Annotated in this window: 15 protein-coding genes and 1 pseudogene; 5 read left to right on the top strand and 11 right to left on the bottom strand. The window is 70.3% G+C overall.

From position 1 onward, the window contains the following. Positions 1-80: 80 nt before the first annotated feature. Entirely contained in the window at positions 81-632 is a 552-nt protein-coding gene (locus ACIQOE_RS26180; RefSeq protein WP_401414042.1) for a Uma2 family endonuclease, read from the bottom strand. A gap of 143 nt (positions 633-775) precedes the next feature. Here ACIQOE_RS26180 and ACIQOE_RS26175 point away from each other — a divergent pair. Both ACIQOE_RS26175 and ACIQOE_RS26170 read left to right on the top strand, forming a co-directional pair. Beyond that, positions 776-1,210: pseudogene (locus ACIQOE_RS26175) on the top strand (aminotransferase class I/II-fold pyridoxal phosphate-dependent enzyme); the annotation flags it as partial. 139 nt (positions 1,211-1,349) lie between these two features. Continuing rightward, complete coding sequence (locus ACIQOE_RS26170; RefSeq protein ID WP_399011579.1) at positions 1,350-2,537, top strand: hypothetical protein; 1,188 nt, start codon at positions 1,350-1,352, stop codon at positions 2,535-2,537. A gap of 6 nt (positions 2,538-2,543) precedes the next feature. Here the strand turns inward: ACIQOE_RS26170 and ACIQOE_RS26165 are convergent, their stop codons facing one another. From ACIQOE_RS26165 to ACIQOE_RS26155, 3 genes are all read right to left on the bottom strand, one after another. Continuing rightward, positions 2,544-3,077 carry a YbjN domain-containing protein gene (locus ACIQOE_RS26165; RefSeq protein WP_351317238.1) on the bottom strand — a complete coding sequence of 178 codons (534 nt, stop codon included), beginning with the start codon at positions 3,075-3,077 and terminating at the stop codon, positions 2,544-2,546. 102 nt (positions 3,078-3,179) lie between these two features. After that, positions 3,180-5,825, bottom strand: a complete 2,646-nt coding sequence (gene clpB / locus ACIQOE_RS26160) for an ATP-dependent chaperone ClpB (protein ID WP_401414039.1) — start codon at positions 5,823-5,825, stop codon at positions 3,180-3,182. Positions 5,826-6,289: 464 nt separating this feature from the next. Beyond that, positions 6,290-6,586 carry a (2Fe-2S)-binding protein gene (locus ACIQOE_RS26155; protein WP_351317863.1) on the bottom strand — a complete coding sequence of 99 codons (297 nt, stop codon included), beginning with the start codon at positions 6,584-6,586 and terminating at the stop codon, positions 6,290-6,292. A gap of 301 nt (positions 6,587-6,887) precedes the next feature. On the opposite strand from ACIQOE_RS26155, the gene ACIQOE_RS26150 reads away from it, so the two are divergent. Beyond that, complete coding sequence (locus tag ACIQOE_RS26150; protein ID WP_351317232.1) at positions 6,888-7,925, top strand: helix-turn-helix transcriptional regulator; 1,038 nt, start codon at positions 6,888-6,890, stop codon at positions 7,923-7,925. A 36-nt stretch (positions 7,926-7,961) separates the two neighbouring features. On the opposite strand, the gene ACIQOE_RS26145 is transcribed toward ACIQOE_RS26150, so the two are convergent. After that, positions 7,962-9,014 (bottom strand): LuxR C-terminal-related transcriptional regulator, encoded by a 1,053-nt coding sequence (locus ACIQOE_RS26145; protein ID WP_401414037.1) that lies wholly within the window; start codon positions 9,012-9,014, stop codon positions 7,962-7,964. A gap of 372 nt (positions 9,015-9,386) precedes the next feature. Next, complete coding sequence (locus tag ACIQOE_RS26140) at positions 9,387-10,499, bottom strand: substrate-binding domain-containing protein (protein WP_365560671.1); 1,113 nt, start codon at positions 10,497-10,499, stop codon at positions 9,387-9,389. A 294-nt stretch (positions 10,500-10,793) separates the two neighbouring features. On the opposite strand from ACIQOE_RS26140, the gene ACIQOE_RS26135 reads away from it, so the two are divergent. Beyond that, complete coding sequence (locus ACIQOE_RS26135; RefSeq protein ID WP_401414035.1) at positions 10,794-13,214, top strand: PA14 domain-containing protein; 2,421 nt, start codon at positions 10,794-10,796, stop codon at positions 13,212-13,214. Between the two features lie 69 nt (positions 13,215-13,283). Here ACIQOE_RS26135 and ACIQOE_RS26130 read toward each other — a convergent pair whose 3' ends face one another. The 5 genes from ACIQOE_RS26130 to ACIQOE_RS26110 all read right to left on the bottom strand — a co-directional run bounded on the left by ACIQOE_RS26130 (position 13,284) and on the right by ACIQOE_RS26110 (position 18,565). Beyond that, positions 13,284-13,730 carry a heat shock protein transcriptional repressor HspR gene (locus tag ACIQOE_RS26130; protein ID WP_351317861.1) on the bottom strand — a complete coding sequence of 149 codons (447 nt, stop codon included), beginning with the start codon at positions 13,728-13,730 and terminating at the stop codon, positions 13,284-13,286. Positions 13,731-13,735: 5 nt separating this feature from the next. Beyond that, a complete protein-coding gene (gene dnaJ / locus ACIQOE_RS26125) occupies positions 13,736-14,917 on the bottom strand; it encodes a molecular chaperone DnaJ (RefSeq protein ID WP_351317221.1) in 1,182 nt (393 codons plus the stop codon). A 36-nt stretch (positions 14,918-14,953) separates the two neighbouring features. Beyond that, on the bottom strand, positions 14,954-15,613 hold the full coding sequence (gene grpE, locus ACIQOE_RS26120) for a nucleotide exchange factor GrpE (RefSeq protein WP_351317218.1): 660 nt from the start codon (positions 15,611-15,613) through the stop codon (positions 14,954-14,956). Next, positions 15,610-17,451 carry a molecular chaperone DnaK gene (gene dnaK, locus ACIQOE_RS26115; protein WP_351317215.1) on the bottom strand — a complete coding sequence of 614 codons (1,842 nt, stop codon included), beginning with the start codon at positions 17,449-17,451 and terminating at the stop codon, positions 15,610-15,612. The genes grpE and dnaK overlap by 4 nt, the downstream gene beginning before the upstream one ends. A gap of 94 nt (positions 17,452-17,545) precedes the next feature. Next, on the bottom strand, positions 17,546-18,565 hold the full coding sequence (locus ACIQOE_RS26110; RefSeq protein WP_351317212.1) for an MraY family glycosyltransferase: 1,020 nt from the start codon (positions 18,563-18,565) through the stop codon (positions 17,546-17,548). A gap of 247 nt (positions 18,566-18,812) precedes the next feature. On the opposite strand from ACIQOE_RS26110, the gene ACIQOE_RS26105 reads away from it, so the two are divergent. Next, positions 18,813-21,095 (top strand): (Fe-S)-binding protein, encoded by a 2,283-nt coding sequence (locus tag ACIQOE_RS26105; RefSeq protein WP_401414031.1) that lies wholly within the window; start codon positions 18,813-18,815, stop codon positions 21,093-21,095. Positions 21,096-21,117: the final 22 nt, after the last annotated feature.

Genomic DNA, 21,117 nt, shown 5'->3' with positions numbered 1-21,117 from the left:
GACTGCCCCGACCAGGAACGACAACGTCCGATGGCAGCGGTGCGCCGACGGCGCGGGCCTGGCCGCACCGGCGGCCTTCGTCAGCGGGCGTCCGCCTCGGGCTCCGGGCGCGGGAGTTCGTCGAGGTCGAGGGTGAAGGTGCGGCCGTCGGCCAGGGGGATGGGGAGCTTGCCCGTGCCGTACTTGTGAGTGTGTGCGGCGATGTAACCGGTGGCGGTCGGCTGGGTGTGGAGGACGACTTCCTGGGCGTAGGGGTCCACGACCAGGTAGACCGGGATTCCGTAGCGGCCGTACTTCGCGGTGCAGTCGTCGTAGTCCTTGCGCGCGGAAGAGGTCGAGACGACCTCGGAGATCAGCAGGACGTCCTCGAAGCTGTAACGCTTGCCCTCCCGGCGGGCGTCCTCGCGCAGGATCGCCAGGTCGGGGGCGGAGTTCTCGTCGGCGGGGAAGTCGATGTAGACGTCGGAGGTGACCTTCGCGTGACGACCGAGGGCGAGAGAGTCGATCTGCATCGACCTGATGGTGCTGGAGTGCTCTTCGCTCTGCGGGGTCATGATCACCTTTCCGTCGGCCCCGAACAGGACCGTGTATCCCTTGGGGAACTCGGTGTGCACGATCGCGTCGACGCTCATGGACGGCTCCTTCCCGTGTGTGGTCAGGATACGGCGGACAGTGCAGCGCCAACGAGCTCGGCGATACGGCTGTGACCTCGCTCCGTCGTGCTGCGGATGGCGGGGCGTGCCGCACGGCTCCCGAACAGGTGCATGAACGCGGTGTCGGCTGGGTGACCTCGACGCCCCGGCTGGTGACGGCGGTGCGGGCGGCGAAGCAGTTCCTGACGTACGTCTCCTCGGGCCCCTTCCAGTACGCGGTCGCCGAGGCCCTCGCCCTGCCCGACGCCTACTTCGAGGCCTTCCGCGACGACATGCGGACCAAGCGCGACATCCTCGCCGCGGGCCTCGCGGAGGCGGGCTTCACGGTCTACGACACCGCCGGCACGTACTTCATCACCACCGACATCCGCCCGCTGGGCGAGAGCGACGGCTTCGCCTTCTGCCGTTCGCTGCCGGAACGCGCCGGGGTCGTCGCCATCCCGAACGCGGTCTTCTACGACCACCGGGAGGAAGGGGCGCCGTTCGTGCGGTTCGCGTTCTGCAAGCGGCCCGAGGTGCTGAAGGAGGCCGCGGAGCGGCTGCGGCGGCTGGCCTAGGCACTCCGCGCGCGGGCCGCCGCCGATACCACCCGGCGGCCCGGCCGCGGCCCGCGCCACGCCAGCGGGCGGGCTCCTCCGCTACCCCATCGGGCGCATATTTCTCGCACTTCGCCCCGGTCCCCCGCAGGGTGCGAATGTGAGCCACGCCAGCACCACCGCCAGCACCAGCACCGGTCCGACCACCGGCAGCACCGCCCTGACGCCGTCGCTCGTCACGGCGGGCGGTGTCGCGCTGGGGCTGTTCGCGGCGGCCCGGCTCACCGGCATGGCCGTGGTCGCGCTGGCCGCCTGGGCGGGCGGCAGGCATCCGCTGACGCTGCTCGGCCGGTCCTGGGACTCGGTCTGGTACCTGGGTATCGCGGCCCACGGCTACGGCCGCACCCTCTCCTTCCGCCCCGACGTCGTCCACAGCGACCTGGCGTTCTTCCCGCTGTACCCGGGCCTGGTCCGCGTCCTGACCGCCGTCACCCCGCTGAGCGGGGCGGGCGCCGGGCTGCTGGTGTCCTGGACGGCCGCGGGCGTGGCCGCCGCGGGCATCTACGCGGTCGGCGCCCGGCTGCACGGCCGTACGGTGGCCACCGCCCTGGTCCTCCTGTGGGGGCTGCTCCCGCACTCCGTCGTGCTGTCCATGGCGTACACGGAACCGGTCCTGACCGCGTTCGCGGCCTGGTCCCTGTACGCGGTGCTGGCCGGGAACTGGCTGTGGGCGGGCGCCCTGGCCGCGCTGGCGGGCCTGTCCCGGCCGAACGGCTTCGCGGTGGCGGCGGCCGTGCTGGTCGCCGCCGCCTGCGAGGCACACCGCCGCCGCGGCAGGGCCGCCCCCAGGGTGTGGGCGGGCGCGGCGCTGGCACCGCTCGGCTGGCTCGGGTACGTCCTGTGGGTGGGCCTGCGCACCGGCGATCCGCTGGGCGGCTACTTCGGCGTACAGCGCCTTTGGGGGTCGCGGTTCGACTTCGGCCGGGGTTCGCTGCGCTTCGTCCGCGCCATGCTGGCCCGCGGCGACCGCTTCGTCTTCCCGATGGCCCTGATGATCGTGGCGGTGGCGGTGGTGCTCTTCGCGCTGCTGCTCCTGGACCGGGCGCCGCTCCCGCTGCTGGCCTACACCGGCGTCCTGCTGCTGATCGCGGTCGGCGGCTCGGGCTTCTTCGAGTCCAAGCCCCGCTTCCTGCTGCCGGCCTTCCCCCTCCTGCTCCCCCTGGCCCGCGCGCTGGTCCGGACGGCGAGAGCCCGGCCCTGGCACGCGTCCGTGGTGGTCGCGGCCCTGGCCGGGCTCTCGTTCGGCTACGGCGCTTACCTGGTCGTCTTCGCCGGCACACCCCTGTAGCGCCGCCTACGCCTCGTCGTCGCCCTCGGCCTCGCCGGCCTCGTCGACGGCCTCCTCCAGGCCCAGCTGCTCCACCAGCCACTTGTCGAACTCGATCGCGGCCCGCACCCAGCTGACCGTGGAGGAGACGAAGTGGTTGATGTCGACGCCCATGCCGATCAGCATCTGCGCCTCGCCGATGAGGCGGACGGTGCCGTCGTCATGCGTGTGCGTGTAGACCTTGGGCCACAGCGTCCGCCGGTTCCAGTCGTCGATGGACTCCAGGAGCTGGGGCTTCTCGTCGATCTTGTGGGGGCGGTCGTAGAACGTCCGCACGGAGAAGACGGACTGCTCGTCCTCGCCGCGGAACATGAAGTAGGTGCGGAACTGCTCCCACGGCGCCGCGAGGTCGCCCTCGTCGTCGACGACGTACTTCAGCTCCATCTGGTCGAGGAGCTGCTTCACAAGATCCTGATCCGGGACGACGGGGCCCGCCGGTCCTTGGGGCTGCGGCTCGGGCTGGCCCCCGAAGTTCGGAATCGAGGACGGGTCGATGGTCACCGTGATTTTCCCTTCATACGGATCCCGCCATCCTCCCCCATCCGGGGAGGGGGGTGGCAACCCCCGCCCCGGCGGGTTCATCTCCCGTTGGCGCAATTCCGCTCAGAGCGTTTTCCCGGACTCCTGACCGGTGCTTTCGACGCCCTCCGCGGCCGGTTCCCGCGCCGTCACCGGGCCCACGAGCAGGCCGTCGCCGAAGGCGTCCACCCGGATCGTGTCGCCGTCCTTGACCTCGCCGGAGAGGATCTCCTTGGCGAGCCGGTCACCGATGGCGGTCTGGACCAGGCGGCGCAGCGGCCGGGCGCCGTACGCCGGGTCGTTGCCCTCCTCGGCGAGCCAGGCCAGGGCCTCCTGGGTGATCTCCAGCGTGAGCCGGCGCTCGGCCAGCCGCCGGGCCAGCCGGTCGATCTGGAGCCGGGCGATCCGCGCCAGTTCGTCCTTGGCCAGCGCGGAGAAGACGACCAGGTCGTCCAGGCGGTTGAGGAACTCGGGCTTGAAGGAGTGCCGGACCGTCTCCAGGACCTGGCTCTTCTTCTCCTCCTCGCCGAGCACGGGGTCCACCAGGTACTGGCTGCCCAGGTTCGACGTCAGCACCAGGATGGTGTTGCGGAAGTCGACCGTGCGGCCCTGGCCGTCGGTGAGGCGGCCGTCGTCCAGCACCTGGAGGAGGATGTCGAAGACCTCCGGGTGGGCCTTCTCCACCTCGTCCAGGAGCACCACGGTGTAGGGCCGGCGGCGGACCGCCTCGGTCAGCTGACCGCCCTCCTCGTAGCCGACGTATCCGGGCGGGGCGCCGACCAGCCGGGCCACGCTGTGCTTCTCGCTGTACTCCGACATGTCGATGCGGACCATCGCCCGCTCGTCGTCGAAGAGGAAGTCCGCGAGAGCCTTGGCCAGTTCCGTCTTGCCGACACCGGTGGGGCCGAGGAAGAGGAAGGAGCCGGTCGGGCGGTCCGGGTCGGCGATACCGGCACGGGAGCGCCGTACCGCGTCCGACACCGCGCGCACGGCCTCGGTCTGGCCGATCAGGCGGCGGCCCAGCTCCTCCTCCATGCGCAGCAGCTTCTGGGTCTCGCCCTCCAGGAGGCGCCCGGCGGGGATGCCGGTCCAGGCGGCCACCACGTCCGCGATGTCGTCGGAGCCGACCTCGTCCTTGACCATGGTGTCCTTGGCCGTCTCCTCCTCGGCCTCGGACGCGGCCTCCAGCTCCTTCTCCAGCTGCGGGATCTCGCCGTACAGCAGCTTGGAGGCGGTGTCGAAGTCGCCGTCGCGCTGGGCGCGTTCGGCGGTGCCGCGCAGGGCGTCGAGCCTCTCCTTCAGCTCGCCGACCCGGTTCAGGGACTGCTTCTCGCGCTCCCAGCGGGCGTTGAGGCCGCGCAGGTCCTCCTCCTTGTCGGCGAGGTCGCGGCGCAGCTTCTCCAGGCGCTCCCGGGAGGCCGGGTCGGTCTCCTTCTCCAGCGCCAGCTCCTCCATCTTCAACCGGTCCACGACACGCTGGAGTTCGTCGATCTCGACGGGCGAGGAGTCGATCTCCATGCGGAGCCGCGAGGCCGCCTCGTCGACCAGGTCGATGGCCTTGTCGGGGAGGAAGCGGGAGGTGATGTAGCGGTCGGAGAGGGTCGCGGCGGCGACCAGCGCGCTGTCCGCGATCTGCACCTTGTGGTGCGCCTCGTAACGGCCCTTGAGGCCGCGGAGGATGGCGATGGTGTCCTCGACGGTCGGCTCCGCCACCAGCACCTGCTGGAAGCGGCGCTCCAGCGCCGGGTCCTTCTCGATCCGCTCGCGGTACTCGTCCAGGGTGGTGGCGCCGACCATGCGCAGCTCGCCGCGGGCCAGCATCGGCTTCAGCATGTTGCCGGCGTCCATCGCGGAGTCGCCGCCGGCGCCCGCGCCGACGACCGTGTGCAGCTCGTCGATGAAGGTGATGACCTGTCCGTCGGAGTCCTTGATCTCGGCCAGGACGGTCTTCAGCCGCTCCTCGAACTCACCCCGGTACTTCGCGCCCGCGACCATCGCGCCCAGGTCGAGCGACACCAGCCGCTTGTCCTTCAGCGACTCGGGCACGTCGCCCTTGACGATCCGCTGGGCCAGGCCCTCGACCACGGCGGTCTTGCCGACGCCGGGCTCGCCGATGAGCACGGGGTTGTTCTTGGTACGGCGGGACAGCACCTGCACGACCCGCCGGATCTCCTGGTCGCGCCCGATGACGGGGTCGAGCTTGCCGTCCCGCGCGGCGGCCGTGAAGTCGGTGCCGAACTTCTCCAGGGCCTTGTACTGGCCCTCGGGGTCGGCGTTGGTCACGCGGCGGCCGCCGCGCGTCTTCTGGAAGGCCTCCACCAGCTTCTTCGCGGTGGCGCCCTGCCGGCCGAGCACCTCGCCGGCCGCGCCGCCCTTGGCGGCGATGCCGATGAGCAGGTGTTCGGTGGAGAGGAAGTCGTCACCGAGGTCGCGGGCCCGCTCGCCCGCGTCGGCGAGGACCGCGAGCAGCTCGCGGTTGGGCTGCGGGGGCGCGACCGTGGAGCCGGTCACGCTGGGCAGGGTGGTCAGCACCCGCTCGGCGCCCTGCCGTACGACGGCCTGGTCCGCGTCCACGGCCGCGAGCAGGTCGGTGATGTTCTCGTTGTCCTGGCCCGCAAGCAGAGCCAGCAGCAGGTGGGCAGGGGTGAGGTCCGCGTGCCCCTCGGTCACGGCCCGGCTGCTGGCCGCGTTGATCGCGTCCCGGCTCCTGTTGGTCAGCTCGGCGTCCACGTTCGCGTTCTCCTCCTCGGCATCGTTCGGCTGACTCAGCCAACGTACACAAAGTTGAGTCTATTCCACTCAAGGTGGAGACGGGAGTCCTTCCGGGAACCGGGTTCGCCGGGTTCGGGGACGGGCGGCCCGGAGCGCCGGAAGGGCGGGGGCGCGACGGTACGGCGGCCGGAAGACGCCGGCGGGGCCGGCCGGCGGCCGGAAGGGGAAGAAAGAGGGGCGCCGGGGCCGCGGTGACACCGAAGGCGAGGGGCGAGGGGCGGGATCGAGCCGCCGAGCCGGGGCGGCCACCCCGTTCTGCGGGCGGTCCAGCGACGGAATTCAGCCACCGTGGACCTTGGCCGAAACCAGCCGATAAACAGAAATGTCCCCCGAAAACTGCAGCGGCGTCACCGTGTTCAGGTCACGGTGACGCCGCTGCGGGGGGAAGCACCTGAGCGATCTTTTACGACGGGGGAATCGCGTCAGGCACTGCGGGGGGTGGCCGAGATGGTCCTCACGTCCGGGACGTCCGGCTCAGCCAGCCGGTGGTCCCGTTGGTCCAGGTTCACAAAGATCATTCCGTACCGGACGGCACACCGCACGGGCTGTGGCGCGCCCCGCGGCTTGCGCAGGCACCGGTAGGCCCGTACGTCCTCGTCCTCGTCGCGCGTCACGACGACCGGCTCTCCGAACACGGTCACCATCAGCGAGTCACCGCTGTGGGGGATGGCGGTGACCAGGTCGATGAAGTGCCAGCCGGAGCGGTAGGCGGTGGCCATCTCGCGGCGGAAGGATCGGTCGTCCGGTGGGGTGGTCACGTCAGCTCCCGGTTCCTTCCACGGTGTCCACGGCGACACTCGGCCAGCTGGTGTTGGCCTGAACATCACCCTTCGCTCCGGAAACACCACTCCACGCAACGAGGGCCGCGACGACGGAGCAGGTCGCGACAAGCACCGAGCGAAGCAATTTCCCGCGCATGTTCGACTTCGTCCTCACTTGAAGTTCCTGCTTCCCCGTCTTGTACGACGATGGCTCATTCGGGCACGTCATGGCCACACAATCAATGCATCATGTTCCTGCATGTTCAGGACCCTGGGGGGTGGAGATTTGATAACGAATCAGACAAAGGAGACGCATCCCCACGCTGTGACAGAACTGTGTGAGGACGGTGCCCGTGTCTACTCCACAGCTCTGCGCGCGGGACGCGTCGCGCGCGCAGAGGCGGAGACAGCCCCTTGCCTGATGGAGTTCGCCCTGCTCCACCCGGATCCGGACGACCCCGACTGGCTGCGTCCGGTGCCCCCCGCGGTGGCGCTGGCGCGACGGCTCGGCCCTCTCGAACGCGAGATCTCCGACCGCCGGCGGCTCTCCACCGAGCTGGCCGAGTCGTTCGAGCCCTTCATGATGCTCGGCACACAGGTCGCGGCGAGCAGTGACTCGATCGCCGTGCTGGAGGGCGGCGAACGGATCAACGCGGCGCTCAACCTGGCCACGGCCCAGTGCCAGAAAGAGGTGCTGAGCGTCCATCCGAGCGAGCGGATCTCCGAGCGCAACGTGCTGCTCGGGATGGAGCGCGACCGGCCGCTCGTCGAGCGCGGGGTCCGGATCCGCACCCTGTACCAGCACACAGCGCGGCACAGCCCGGAGAAGCTGGCCTACGCCGCCTTCCTCGCCGACGGCAAGGCGGAGTACCGCACGATCGACGAGGTCGTGGAACGCCTGATCATCTGTGACGAGACGGTCGCCTTCATCCCCATCCGGGACGACCAGCAGGTCGCGCTCGAAGTGCGCCACCCGGGCCTGGTCCGCTACCTGATCAAGGTCTTCGAGTTCATGTGGTCCCGCGCGGTCCCGCTGAACATCGACGGGCCCTACGAAGCGGCGCCCGACGGCATCACGGAGATCCAGCACTCCATCGCGAAGCTGCTCGTGGAGGGCCACGTGGACGAGGCCATCGCCCGCAGGCTCGGGATGAACGTCCGCACCTGCCGCGCCCACATCGCCAAGCTGGCCCAGGCGCTCGGCAGCGGCAGCCGTGCCCAACTCGGCTACCTGATAGCGCAGTCGGGGATCCTGGACAGCGACAGCACGCCTCCGGCGCCGGAGGCCGGCCGTTGACCCCGAGCGCGCCGGGAGCCGCCCGGCCCGGCCGCCTCAGCGCACGCTCGGGGATTCCTGGTCGGGAAGGCTGACGGCGGGCGGTGCCGTGCCCGTCTCGCCCGGTGGCCGGTCCAGGCCCACCTGGGCTATGCGCACGCCCAGTTGGGTGCGGCTGGCCGCGCCGAGCGTCTCCGAGAGGCGGGCGATGTGGGCGCGGCAGGTGCGGACGCTGATGCCGAGGCGTTCGGCGATCACCGCGTCCTGGTGGCCCTCGGCGAGCAGCGCCGCGATGGACTGCTCGCGGTGCGAGATGCCCTCGATGCCGGTGTCGGGGAGCGGGGCGGTGAGGGGGATCGCGAGGCGCCACAGGCGCTCGAAGACGGTGACGAAGTACTCGACGAGGGCGGGGTGGCGCAGTTCCAGGGCCATCGTGCGGTCGGCGTTGGCGGGGATGAAGGCGACCGTGCGGTCGAAGAGGATGAGGCGGTCGATGACCTCGTCGAGCGTCCGGGCCTCCACCGCGTCGCCCATCAGCTCCAGGTAGTTGAGCAGACCCTGGCCGTGCCGGGCGACATGGGTGTACAGGTCCCGCATCCGAACGCCGCGGCCGCGCAGGGCGACCGCCCGGTGCAGTCCCTCGGTCAGCTCCGACTCCCGGCGGATGCCGCCCGGCTGGACGGTCAGCACCTCACTGGTGCAGGCCTCCGTCGCCTCGTCCATGGCCGCCTGGATCCGTGACAGCCCGTCCAGGACCCGGATCGCCGCCGTGCCCTCCGCGGAGGCCGAGGCGGCCTGCAACTGCCGTCCCAGACCGGCGTACCACTCGAAGGCGGAGACCGCCGAGCCCACCCGCCGCTGGCTGTCGGTGACCTCGTCGTGGACCCCGCGCAGCAGCCGGATCATGACCTCCTGCGGGGAGGTCGGCACCAGCCAGTCCATGTCGTCGGGGTCGGGGTGCAGCAGTGCCAGCTCCAGCAGGCACGGCACCGCGTCGGCGTCCGTGCGCGGTACCCGGCCCCGGCGCACGGCCCGGGAGTACACGCGGTCCCCGGCGGCGCACAGTCGGTCGGCACCATGTGGATGCTTGTCCGTCCCGTGCCCGGCCATCGGCCATTCCACCCCCGGTTTGCTGCCTCTTCCGCAGCGCAACTATGAGCGGTCAGGACCGGGTCCGCAACACGGCTCCCCTCGCACCGGGCGTCGCAATACCCTGGTACGTCCCCTATCTCCCGGCCTCCGCGGGCCGCTCCGCACCAGGATGACGGCGGTCGCGGCGGGGCCGCGCGGGCATCGCGGGCAGCGCCTGCCAGAGGTGGTCGCCGGGCCCTCGCAGGGGCCCGGTCAGGCCTTCCCCGCCGGATGCCGGGGCCCCGCAACTCGCGTGCGGGGGTGGGGCGTTGCCGAAGGGCCGCCTCGGGGCTCCTCCACGACGGACGGCGGTCGTGGAGGGCCCGGCGTCTTTGTGCGCCCCGCCGGGGGCTACTTGAGGCCGGCCTCGGCGCAGGCCGTCTTGTAGGCGGCGGTGCAGATCTGCGAGATCTTGTAGATGCCGTCGGCGACGACGGTGTCCTTGATCTTGCTCTTCGTCACGGCGCTGACCTGCACCAGCTGGGCCGGAATGTCCTTGTTGGTCGGGCTGTCGACCTGGTCCTGGGTGAGCGCGTCGAACTGGATGTCCTTGCCCTGCACCTTGTAGACGGCCATCTCGGCGGCGGCCTCGGCCTCGTTCGGGTAGGGCTTGTAGACGGTCATGTACTGCTCGCCGATGAGGATCCGCTGAATGGCGTCGAGGTCGGCGTCCTGGCCGGTGACCGGCGGCAGGTTGGTGATGCCGGCCGCCTTGAGGGACTTGATGATCTCGCCCGCCATGGCGTCGTTGGCGGAGTAGACGGCGGCCACGTTGTCCTTGCCGATCGCGTTGATGGCCTTGGTGACCTCCTTGCCGGCGGTCGGCGGGTCCCAGTCCTTGGTGTCGAAGGAGGCGCCGGAGGGGATGTCCACCTTGCCCGACAGCTCGGACATCGCACCCGTCTTGAACTGCTTGGCGTTCGGGTCCGTCGGCGAGCCGTTGACCATGATGACCTTGTCGGAGGTGTCGGCGTCCGGTCCGAGCCCCTCCAGCAGCGTGCGGGCCTGCACCTCGCCCACCAGTTCGTTGTCGAAGGAGACGTAGGCGTCGATCGGGCCCTCGGCGAGGCGGTCGTAGGCGATGACCGGGATGCCCGCGGCCTTGGCCTTCTTCACCTCGCCCCTGATGGCGTGCGAGTCGACCGAGTCCAGGATGATCACGTCGACCTTGTCGTCGATCATCTTCTGCATCTGCTCGGACTGCTTGGAGGCGATCGACCCGGCGTTGGCGTACGCGATCCGCCCCTGCTTGTTGGTCAGCTCGGCGATCTTCGCCTTCATGATCGGGTAGTCGAAGTTCTGGTACCGGGTGTTGATGATGTCCGGCATCAGCACACCCACGGTGATGTCGTTGCCCTTGGTCGGGCTCGCGGTGGTCGACGATCCCGACGCGTTGAGCACGCCGCAGCCGGCGAGCGAGAGGGTCATCGTGGACGCGGCCACAAACATGGCTATACGACGCATTCGGGGGCTCACTTCAGGTGCGTTCCGGACTTGGGACTGCTTGCGACCCAGATGTCTGAAAAGACAACGCGTAGGCCGTACCCGGCGTCAAGCGGAACCACTTAACGAGTGCGCAACACTACGCTCCGCTGCGACTGTGAAGGGGATGCGGAATCGCCTGCAAACACCCTTTACGGACCCTCCATCCAAAGGGAGTTCATGGGAAGGCAAAGATCAGTACAACCAACTCCTTTCCTCATGAGTCGACAACGGCAACGGCCATCTCCGTCATAACGGAAACGACCAGAGGATCGAATGAAGCCAGCCAGACGCACCGCGGCCGGCGCCGTGGTGCTCGCCACCGCCGGCACCCTGCTCGGCGGCGCCGTCGCGCCCGCCACGGCGGCCACGACGACCTGCACCGCACCCGTCTACCAACGGCAGTTGTTCGCGAACACCACGTTCAAGGGCGCCCCGAGGAAGACCGGCTGCGACTCCACGATCAGCGAGAGCTGGAGCGGCGCCCCCGCCTCCGGCCTGCCACGGGACAACTTCGGCGTCCGCTGGACGGTGACCCGCGACTTCGGCTCCGGCGGCCCGTTCACCCTCGCCGCCTCCGGACTCGACGGCATCCGGGTGTACCTCGACGGCGTGCGCAGGATCGACCTGTGGAAGAACACGGCCTCGACGGTGAGCAGGACCGTCGCCGTCACCGTTCCCAGGGGCCGGCACACCCTGCGGATCGACTACGTCAACTGGACCGGCGCCGCCAAGGTCAAGTTCGCCTACACGCCCCGCACTTCGGCGACCGTCGACAAGACCGCGCCGCTCACGCCGAGCGGAACGTCCCTCTCGTACGACAAGGCCACCGGCCGGGCGAGGCTCACCTGGTCGAAGAACCGGGAGCTGGACCTCGCCGGGTACCGGGTCTACCGGCGGCTCAAGGGCGGCTCCTTCGGCAGCAAGCCCCTGGCCACGACCGCGTCCACCACGTACACCGACACCCCGCCGAGGACCGGCGCCGTCTACTACTACGAGGTCCGCGCCCACGACAGGGCCGGCAACCGGTCCGCCGGCACCGCCGACCTGGGCGTCACGACCCCCGACAGGACGCCGCCCGCCGCGCCGTTCGTCGAGATGGACAGCTGCCCGGCCGACCGGCCCCACCCCGGCCCCGAGCTCGTCACGACCGCCGAGAACGCGGCGGACATCGCGCTGTACGAGCTGCAGCGGCGAAACCCCGTCAGCGGCGCCTGGAGCACCGTGTACACGGGGACCAAGGGCGCGATCTGCGACACCGGGCAGCCGGCCGACGGCAGCAAGGTGACCTACCGGGGCCGGGCCCGCGACGCCGCCGGGAACTGGTCCGCGTACTCGGCCGCCGCCACCTTCACCACCAGCGACCGGACGCCTCCCGCGGCCGTGTCCGCCGTCCGGACGGAGTACCGCTCCGGCGTGCCCCACCTGGTGTGGTCCCCGGTCGACGGCGCCGCCTCCTACCAGGTCCTCCAGTACGACCCGGCGACCGGCGGCTGGCTCGACGCGCTGCCCGGCAGCGGCACCGCCGTCCGCACCACCAAGGCCACCGACGTCGTCCCGCTCCAGCGGCTCGCGGTCGCCGACGGCTACCGGTACGCGGTGCGTTCGGTGGACGCGGCGGGCAACGCGGCCGCCCCGGCACAGGTCACGCTGACGATGGCGGACCGCCCGGAGGCCGTGCCCTCCTTCCGGACCACCGCGCACCGGTTCGACGAGGGCGTGATGGTCGAGTGGAGCAGCGCCGATCCGTGGACCTTCGGCGAGGACCGGCCCCTGCTCACCTACCGGGTCGTGCGCACCGACCGGGCGACCGGCGTCAGCAGCACGGTGGCCGGGTGCAAGCCGGACGACGCGCGGGACCTGCCGCTGACGGACCCGCACACCTACTGGACCTGGACCGGCGACGACGCCCCGGCGTACGCCGGGGACCGGCAGATCAACGGCTCCTGCTGGGACGTCTCCGGCGCCTCCGAGACGGCGTACGACTACACGGTCGTGACGGTCGACCCGTACGGTCACGCGTCGCGGCCCGGTCCGGCCGCCACGGCGACCACGCCGGACACCGTGCGCCCGGCTCCGGTGGAGAACCTGACGGCCGAAACCGTGCCGCTGGGCGTCCGCCTGACCTGGACGCCGCCCGCCGACGACGACGTCACCGAGTACTACGTGTGGCAGGGCACGACCGACCCGGAGACCGGCGGGACGGTCTGGACGAAGAACTGCTGGACCTCGAACTCCTCGCAGACCGGGATCATCTGCCCGACCGTGCCGGACGGCGCCACCCACGTCTACCGCGTGGCCGCCGCGGACGGTTTCCACCTGTACGAGAACGAGGGCCCCGACTTCTTCCGCACCACGACCGTCGAGGTCGCCCTGCCGGACACCCGGCCGCCCGGCTGGACCACGGCCACCGTCCGCGCGGACCGTTACCCGGAGCTGCACGTCGGCTGCTCGGAGAGCTCCGGCTGCCTCGGCGACTGCGCCCGGTTCGCCGCCTACCGCGTGGAGCGCTGGGACCCGGCCGCAGGGGCCTACGTCACCCTGTCCGAGGGCCCGACGGGCACCGCCTCGTTCTTCATGGACACCACCGTGTCCGGGGACGAACTGGGCCTGCACTACTACCGGGTCGTCCGCCTGGACGCCTCCGGCGCCGAGGCGTCGGTCACCGAGGCTGCCTACGGCATCTGGGACTACTGACCGCATGGCGAAGGGGCCCGAAGGACATGTCCTTCGGGCCCCTTCGCACGCGTACCGACGGTCCTGCCGCTAGTCCTTGGCCTTCTTCGGCCGCCACACCACCAGCGCGCTGGTCTGCTGGACCTCCTGGTACGGGACCAGGTCACGGCGGTACGAGGCGTGCACCGCCGCTTCGCGCTGGCGCATCGCGGCCGCGGCGCCGTCCAGGGCCGCTTCCATCTCGGCCATGCGGGCCTGGAGCGCGGCGACCTGGTTCTCCAGTTCGATGATGCGCTTGATGCCGGCCAGGTTGATGCCCTCGTCCTGCGACAACGCCTGCACCTGACGGAGCAGTTCGATGTCGCGGGCCGAGTAGCGGCGGCCCCGCCCGGCCGTGCGGTCCGGGGAGACCAGGCCCAGGCGGTCGTACTGGCGCAGCGTCTGCGGGTGCAGTCCGGAGAGCTGGGCCGCCACCGAGATGACGTAGACCGGGGTCTCCTCGGTCAGTTCATACGGATTGCGTCGACGGCCGTCCATCTCTGTCATGCTCCCTTCGCGGCCTCGAACAGCTCGGCCCGCGGGTCCTCACCCGCGGTCGCCTCGCGATACGCCTCCAGCGCGTCACGAGCATTCCCCGACAGGTCCTTCGGGACACTCACCTCGACGGTGACCAGAAGGTCGCCGCGGGTGCCGTCCTTGCGGACCGCGCCCTTGCCGCGGGCGCGCATGGTGCGGCCGTTGGGCGTGCCCGGAGGCAGCTTCAGGGTGACCGGCGGTCCGCCCAGGGTCGGGACCCTGACCTCGCCGCCGAGCGCCGCCTCGGTGAAGGTCACCGGCACGGTCACCGTGAGGTTGTCCTCCTTGCGGCCGAACACTGGGTGGGTGTCGACGTGGACCATGACGTACAGGTCACCGGCCGGGCCACCGCGTTCGCCGGGTGCGCCCTTGCCGCGCAGGCGGATGCGCTGGCCGTCCGTCACCCCGGCGGGGATGCGGACCTGCATGGTCCGGGACGACTTGGCGCGGCCGCTGCCCTTGCAGTCCGGGCAGGGGTTCTCCGCGATGAGGCCGCGGCCCTTGCAGTCGGGGCAGGGATCGGTGAGCGAGAAGCCGCCGCCGGATCCCCGCGCCACCTGGCCGGTGCCGACGCAGGTCGGGCACACACGGGGTGTGCCGTTCACGTCGCCGGTGCCCGAACAGGCCTTGCAGGGTGCCTGCGAGGACATCCGCAGCGGGACCGTGGCGCCCTCGATGGCCTCCGTGAAGCTGAGCGTGACCTCGGACTCGATGTCCTGGCCGCGCCGGGGCTGGGTCCGTGCGCCCGCGCCGCCGCCCCGGTTGAACAGGCCCCCCAGGACGTCGCTGAAGCCGCCGCCGCCACCGCCGAAGCCGCCGCCTCCGGCCTGGGCGCCGCCTCCGAAGAGGTCGCCCAGGTCGAAGTTGAAGTTGCCGCCGCCCGCGCCCGGCCCCGGGCGGAAGCCGCCGTTGCCGAAGAGGGCGCGTGCCTCGTCGTACTCCTTGCGCTTCTTGGTGTCACCGAGCACGTCGTTCGCCTCGGAGATCTCCTTGAAGCGCTCCTCGGCCTTGGCGTTGCCCTTGTTGGCGTCCGGGTGGAACTCGCGGGCGAGCTTCCGGTACGCCTTCTTGATCTCGGCCTCGGTGGCGTCCTTGGGGACGCCGAGGACCTTGTAGTAGTCCTTCTCGATGAAGTCCTTGGTGCTCATCCCCGACGCCCCTCCTTCCGCTCGGTACCTATGACGTCAGCCCTCCTCAGGGCCGTTGTCCTTCTCGTCGCCGGCCGCCGGGGCCTCGTCGGCCCCCTCGGCCTTGGCCGCGGTCGCCCCCGGCTGCGGTTCGGCGACCGCCACCCGCGCGGGGCGGATGGTGCGCTCGCCGATGCGATACCCGGGCTGCAGGATCGCCACGCACGTCGTCTCGGTGACGTCCGGCGCGTAGCTGTGCATCAGCGCCTCGTGGATCGTCGGGTCGAAGGGCTCGCCCTCCTTGCCGAACTGCTGCAGGCCCATCTTCGCCGCGACCGTCTCCAGCGACTCGGCCACCGACTTGAAACCGCCGACCAGTTCGCCGTGTTCCCGCGCGCGGCCGATGTCGTCGAGCGTCGGCAGGAGTTCGGTCAGGAGGTTCGCGATGGCGATCTCCCGGACCGTGATCCGGTCGCGCTCCACCCGGCGGCGGTAGTTCTGGTACTCGGCCTGCAGGCGCTGGAGGTCCCCGGTGCGCTCGCCGAGGGCGGTGCGGACCTGGTCCAGCTGCGCCGTCAGACCGGCCAGCTCGCTTGCGTTTGCGTCCCCGGCCGGGGCCGCCCCCTGTGCGGGGGCGGCCTTCGGCTCGGCGTCGTCGGAGGTGGCGCCGGAGGGGACGTCGGGCTTCTCCTCGAAGCCCGGGGTCTCCTCCGTCACGCGGCACCGTCCTTGCGCTCGTCGTCGACGATCTCGGCGTCCACCACGTCGTCCGTGTCCGCGGCGTCACCGGCGGGCGCGCCGCCGGCGGCGGCACCCGAGGCCTGGGCGTCGGCGTACATGGCCTGGCCCAGCTTCTGGGAGACGGCCGCGACCTTCTCGGTGGCGGTGCGGATCTCCGCGGTGTCCTCGCCCTTGAGCGTCTCCTTCAGCTCGGCGATCGCACCCTCGACCTCGGTCTTGATCTCGCCCGGGACCTTGTCCTCGTTGTCCTTGAGGAACTTCTCGGTCTGGTAGACGAGCTGCTCGCCCTGGTTGCGGGTCTCGGCGGCCTCGCGGCGGCGGTGGTCCTCCTCCGCGTACTGCTCGGCCTCCTGGCGCATGCGGTCGACCTCGTCCTTCGGCAGCGAGGAGCCGCCGGTGACGGTCATCTTCTGCTCCTTGCCCGTGCCCAGGTCCTTCGCGGTCACGTGCATGATGCCGTTGGCGTCGATGTCGAAGGCGACCTCGATCTGCGGGACACCGCGCGGGGCCGGCGGCAGACCGGTCAGCTCGAACATGCCGAGCTTCTTGTTGTACGCCGCGATCTCGCGCTCGCCCTGGTAGACCTGGATCTGCACGGAGGGCTGGTTGTCCTCGGCGGTGGTGAAGATCTCGGACCGCTTGGTCGGGATCGTCGTGTTCCGCTCGATGAGCTTGGTCATGATGCCGCCCTTGGTCTCGATGCCGAGGGACAGCGGGGTCACGTCGAGGAGCAGGACGTCCTTGACCTCACCCTTGAGGACACCGGCCTGCAGGGCGGCGCCGATGGCGACGACCTCGTCCGGGTTGACGCCCTTGTTGGCGTCCTTGCCGCCGGTCAGCTCCTTGACGAGCTCGGCCACGGCGGGCATACGGGTGGAGCCGCCGACGAGGACGACGTGGTCGATCTCGCCGAGCTGGATGCCGGCGTCCTTGATCACGTTGTGGAACGGCGTCTTGCAGCGCTCCAGCAGGTCCGCGGTCAGCTGCTGGAACTGGGCGCGCGTGAGCTTCTCGTCCAGGTGCAGCGGGCCCTCGGCGGACGCCGTGATGTAGGGGAGGTTGATCGAGGTCTCGGTGGACGAGGACAGCTCGATCTTGGCCTTCTCGGCGGCCTCGCGCAGGCGCTGGAGGGCCATCTTGTCCTTGCCGAGGTCCACGCCGTGGCCGGCCGCGAACTGCTTGACCAGGTAGTCGACGACGCGCTGGTCCCAGTCGTCGCCGCCGAGGTGGTTGTCGCCGTTGGTGGCCTTCACCTCGACGACGCCGTCACCGATCTCCAGGAGGGACACGTCGAAGGTGCCGCCGCCGAGGTCGAAGACGAGGATCGTCTGGTCGTCCTTGTCGAGGCCGTAGGCGAGCGCGGCCGCCGTGGGCTCGTTCACGATGCGCAGGACGTTCAGGCCCGCGATCTCGCCGGCCTCCTTCGTCGCCTGGCGCTCGGAGTCGTTGAAGTAGGCCGGGACGGTGATGACCGCGTCGGTCACCTTCTCGCCCAGGTAGGCCTCCGCGTCCCGCTTCAGCTTCTGCAGGATGAAGGCGGAGATCTGCTGGGGGTTGAAGTCCTTCCCGTCCAGCTGGATCTTCCAGTCGGTGCCCATGTGACGCTTCACGGACCGGATGGTGCGGTCCACGTTGGTGACCGCCTGGCGCTTGGCGACCTCGCCGACCAGAACCTCGCCGTTCTTGGCGAAGGCGACGACGGACGGCGTGGTCCGGGCACCCTCGGCGTTGGTGATGACGGTGGGCTCGCCGCCTTCAAGAACGCTGACGACAGAGTTAGTCGTGCCCAGGTCGATGCCGACCGCACGTGCCATGGTGATTTCCTCCAGCTGACTTGAGTGGAACGGACTCAAGTGTGCATCAAGCCTCGCCGCGGGTCAACAGACATGAGCCGTGGCGACTCAACTCTTATCCGTTCCTTACACGCAAGTGGCCGCTGACCTGCGTCGATTCCAGGCGCCGGGGTCCGTAGACCGGCACCCGAAGGAGGAGCAGCACCACGCTGACGGTGACGCAGGCGACGCAGGTGGCGCCTGTCCGCCCGACCCAGCCGCCATGCACGAGCACGCCGACGAGTACGCCCGCGAAGGACGCGGACCCGAGGACGACGGTCGCGCCCGGCGGGGTCAGGCCGAGCCGCCGCAGCCGGTGGGCGAGATGGTCGGGCCCGCGCCGCAGCACCGGCCGCCCGGCGAGCAGCCGTGACAGCACGACGAGCAGTACGTCGGCGCTCGCGACGGCGGTGAGCGCGAACAGCACGCCGGTGCTGGCGACGGGGTCGTACCCGGTCCGGGTGATCAGCGCGGCCGCCGCCAGCACGAATCCGGCGAACAGCGAGCCGGTGGCACCGAGGGCGGTCCGCGCGGGATGCCAGTTGTGCATGAGGAACCCGGTGAGCGCGGCGGCGAGCACGCTCAGCAGGACGGCCAGCCCGTCCATGACCTCCGCGGAGGCGCAGGCCCCCACCCCGAAGGCGGTGACCACTCCGACGGTCCCGGCCAGCCCGTCCGCGTGGTCGAGCCCCTTGAAGGCGACGGCGACGAAGGCGATCCACCCGACCCCGAGCACCCCCTCGGCCACGCCGAACTCCGCGTACGGCACCACGCACGCGGCGGCCACGGCCGTACCGAGGAGCAGGAAGCGGGTCTTCAGCCGCCACACGTCGGCGATCAGCCCGAGCAGCGCCACCGCTCCCCCGGCGGCCAGCAGCTGCCCGACGCCGCTGCCGAGCGGGGCGACCCCGCTCCAGTCGCCGGCGCCGGCGACCAGACAGGTGGCGCCCACGACGGCGAGGCCGCCGAGCAGCGGGACGGGCCGCGTCCGCCGGCGGTCGACGAGCCCCAGCCGCAGCGCGAGCGGCCGGATCAGCGCGGCGAGGACGGCGGCGAGCAGCAGGGCGGTGGTGGCGGCGGCGATCCCGTAGAGCACAGGTCTAAATTAGACCCAAATGTAACAATTCAGTACGAGTAACACGAATAACACGATCACTTTGCCGCCGCAAGGCAACGGCAGGTCAGGCACACCTCAGCGATTCAGATCACCTCGCACCTGACTACAGTGCGAGTAAAGATGCGGGTAGTCTCAGACCGACTGCATAAGTTACCGCTTAGTAATTTCGGGAACCCTCTCTAGCGAAGAGACCCGAAGAGACCCCTCGCAGGCCCGAGGAGCCCCCATGCAACTCGCCGCGATCATCGTGTCGCTGGTTCTGATCGTGGTCGGCGTGGCGTTGTTCGCCCGCGCCGTCGTGCAGATCTACAACTTCATGCGGCTCGGTCAGAACGTGCCCGCCGGCACCCGTACCGACGAGCCCGTCCAGCGGACCGTGACGGTGGTGAGGGAGTTCCTCGGCCACACCCGGATGAACCGCTGGGGCATCGTCGGCGTGGCGCACTGGTTCGTCGCGGTCGGCTTCTTCTCGCTGCTGCTGACGATCGTCAACGCCGTCGGCCAGCTGTTCAAGGCCGACTGGATCCTGCCGGTCATCGGCGAGTGGGCGCCGTACAACGTCTTCGTCGAGTTCATCGGCACCATGACCGTCCTCGGCATCCTGGTGCTGATCGTCATCCGCCAGCTGAGCAAGCCGAACCGGCCGGGCCGCAAGTCCCGCTTCGCCGGCTCGAACTTCGGCCAGGCGTACTTCGTCGAGACGGTCATCCTGATCGTCGGCGTCTGCATCTTCACGCTGCACGCCCTGGAGGGCGCGCAGCACCACGTGGACTCCTACGAGGCGTCGTTCTTCATCTCCTACCCGGTGGTCTCCTGGTTCCGGGGCATGGACCTCTCCACGCTCCAGAACCTCACCTACTTCTTCGCCGGGCTGAAGATCGCGACCTCCTTCATCTGGATGATCGTGGTCGCCCTCAAGACCGACATGGGTGTGGCCTGGCACCGCTTCCTGGCGTTCCCGAACATCTGGTTCAAGCGGAACGCCACCGGCGAGACCTCCCTGGGCGGCCTGCTGCCGATGACGTCGGGCGGCGAGCCCATCGACTTCACCGACCCCGGTGACGACGACGTCTTCGGCGTCTCCCAGGTCGAGCAGTTCTCCTGGAAGGGCCTGCTGGACTTCTCCACCTGCACCGAGTGCGGCCGCTGCCAGTCGCAGTGCCCGGCCTGGAACACCGGCAAGCCGCTCTCCCCGAAGCTGCTGATCATGTCGCTGCGCGACCACGCGCACGCCAAGGCGCCCTACCTGCTCGCCGGCGGCGGCAAGACCATGGAGGGCGAGGAGAAGGCGTCCGAGGAGCAGCTGGCCCAGGTCCCCGCCGCCGCCCTCGCCGAGGCCGAGCGCCCCCTCATCGGCACCGCCGAGGAGAACGGCGTCATCGACCCGGACGTCCTGTGGTCCTGCACCACCTGCGGCGCCTGCGTCGAGCAGTGCCCGGTGGACATCGAGCACGTCGACCACATCGTCGACATGCGCCGCTACCAGGTGATGATCGAGTCCGCGTTCCCGTCCGAGGCGGGCACGATGCTCAAGAACCTGGAGAAGAAGGGCAACCCCTGGGGCCTGGCGAAGAAGCAGCGCCTGGAGTGGCTCAAGGAGGTCGACTTCGAGGTCCCGGTCGTCGGCCAGGACATCGAGGACCTCACCGAGGTCGAGTACCTGTACTGGGTGGGCTGCGCCGGCTCCCTGGAGGACCGCGCCAAGAAGACCACCAAGGCCTTCGCCGAGCTGCTGCACATCGCGGGCGTCAAGTTCGCGATCATGGGCGGCGACGAGAAGTGCACCGGCGACTCCGCCCGCCGCCTCGGCAACGAGCCCCTGTTCCAGGAGCTCGGCATGGAGAACGTCATGGCGCTGAACATGGCGTTCGGCGAGGAGCTGGACGACGACGGCAAGGTGACCGCCGAGTCCCGCAAGCCGAAGTCGGCCAAGAAGATCGTCGCCACCTGCCCGCACTGCCTCAACACCATCGGCAACGAGTACCCGCAGCTCGGCGGCGACTACGAGGTCATCCACCACACCCAGCTGCTCCAGCACCTGGTGGACGAGGGCAAGCTGGTCCCGGTCACCCCGGTCGAGGGCATCATCACCTACCACGACCCCTGCTACCTGGGCCGCCACAACAAGATCTACACGCCGCCGCGCGAGATCATCGCGAGCGTCCCGGGCCTGCGCAACGAGGAGATGCACCGCCACAAGGAGCGCGGCTTCTGCTGCGGCGCCGGCGGTGCCCGGATGTGGATGGAGGAGCGGATCGGCAAGCGCATCAACAACGAGCGCGTCGACGAGGCCCTCTCCGTCAACCCGGACATCGTCTCCACGGCCTGCCCGTTCTGCCTGGTGATGCTGACCGACTCGGTCAACGGCAAGAAGAACGACGGCAAGGCCAAGGAGTCCATCACGGTGGTCGACGTGGCCCAGCTGCTCCTCGACTCCGTGAAGACCCCGGTCGACCCGGCGGGCACCGCGGAGGAGGAGAGCGCGCCGGAGCCGGAGCCGGTGCAGTAGCCCCCGCGCACGAGGAACGCCC

Origin of the sequence: Streptomyces sp. NPDC091282 (assembly GCF_044757385.1) — a bacterium.
Taxonomy (GTDB): domain Bacteria; phylum Actinomycetota; class Actinomycetes; order Streptomycetales; family Streptomycetaceae; genus Streptomyces; species Streptomyces gramineus.
This window is presented reverse-complemented; position numbering and strand designations above follow the sequence as displayed.

Excerpts from the sequence above, each read along its gene's own strand:
- ACIQOE_RS26135 (WP_401414035.1), top strand. The coding sequence starts at position 10,794 with ATGAAGCCAGCCAGACGCACCGCGGCCGGCGCCGTGGTGCTCGCCACC.
- ACIQOE_RS26145 (WP_401414037.1), bottom strand. The coding sequence starts at position 9,014 with ATGGCCGGGCACGGGACGGACAAGCATCCACATGGTGCCGACCGACTG.
- ACIQOE_RS26180 (WP_401414042.1), bottom strand. The coding sequence starts at position 632 with ATGAGCGTCGACGCGATCGTGCACACCGAGTTCCCCAAGGGATACACG.
- ACIQOE_RS26130 (WP_351317861.1), bottom strand. The coding sequence starts at position 13,730 with ATGGACGGCCGTCGACGCAATCCGTATGAACTGACCGAGGAGACCCCG.
- dnaK (WP_351317215.1), bottom strand. The coding sequence starts at position 17,451 with ATGGCACGTGCGGTCGGCATCGACCTGGGCACGACTAACTCTGTCGTC.
- ACIQOE_RS26155 (WP_351317863.1), bottom strand. The coding sequence starts at position 6,586 with ATGGCCACCGCCTACCGCTCCGGCTGGCACTTCATCGACCTGGTCACC.
- ACIQOE_RS26105 (WP_401414031.1), top strand. The coding sequence starts at position 18,813 with ATGCAACTCGCCGCGATCATCGTGTCGCTGGTTCTGATCGTGGTCGGC.
- ACIQOE_RS26150 (WP_351317232.1), top strand. The coding sequence starts at position 6,888 with ATGTTCAGGACCCTGGGGGGTGGAGATTTGATAACGAATCAGACAAAG.
- dnaJ (WP_351317221.1), bottom strand. The coding sequence starts at position 14,917 with ATGAGCACCAAGGACTTCATCGAGAAGGACTACTACAAGGTCCTCGGC.
- ACIQOE_RS26140 (WP_365560671.1), bottom strand. The coding sequence starts at position 10,499 with ATGCGTCGTATAGCCATGTTTGTGGCCGCGTCCACGATGACCCTCTCG.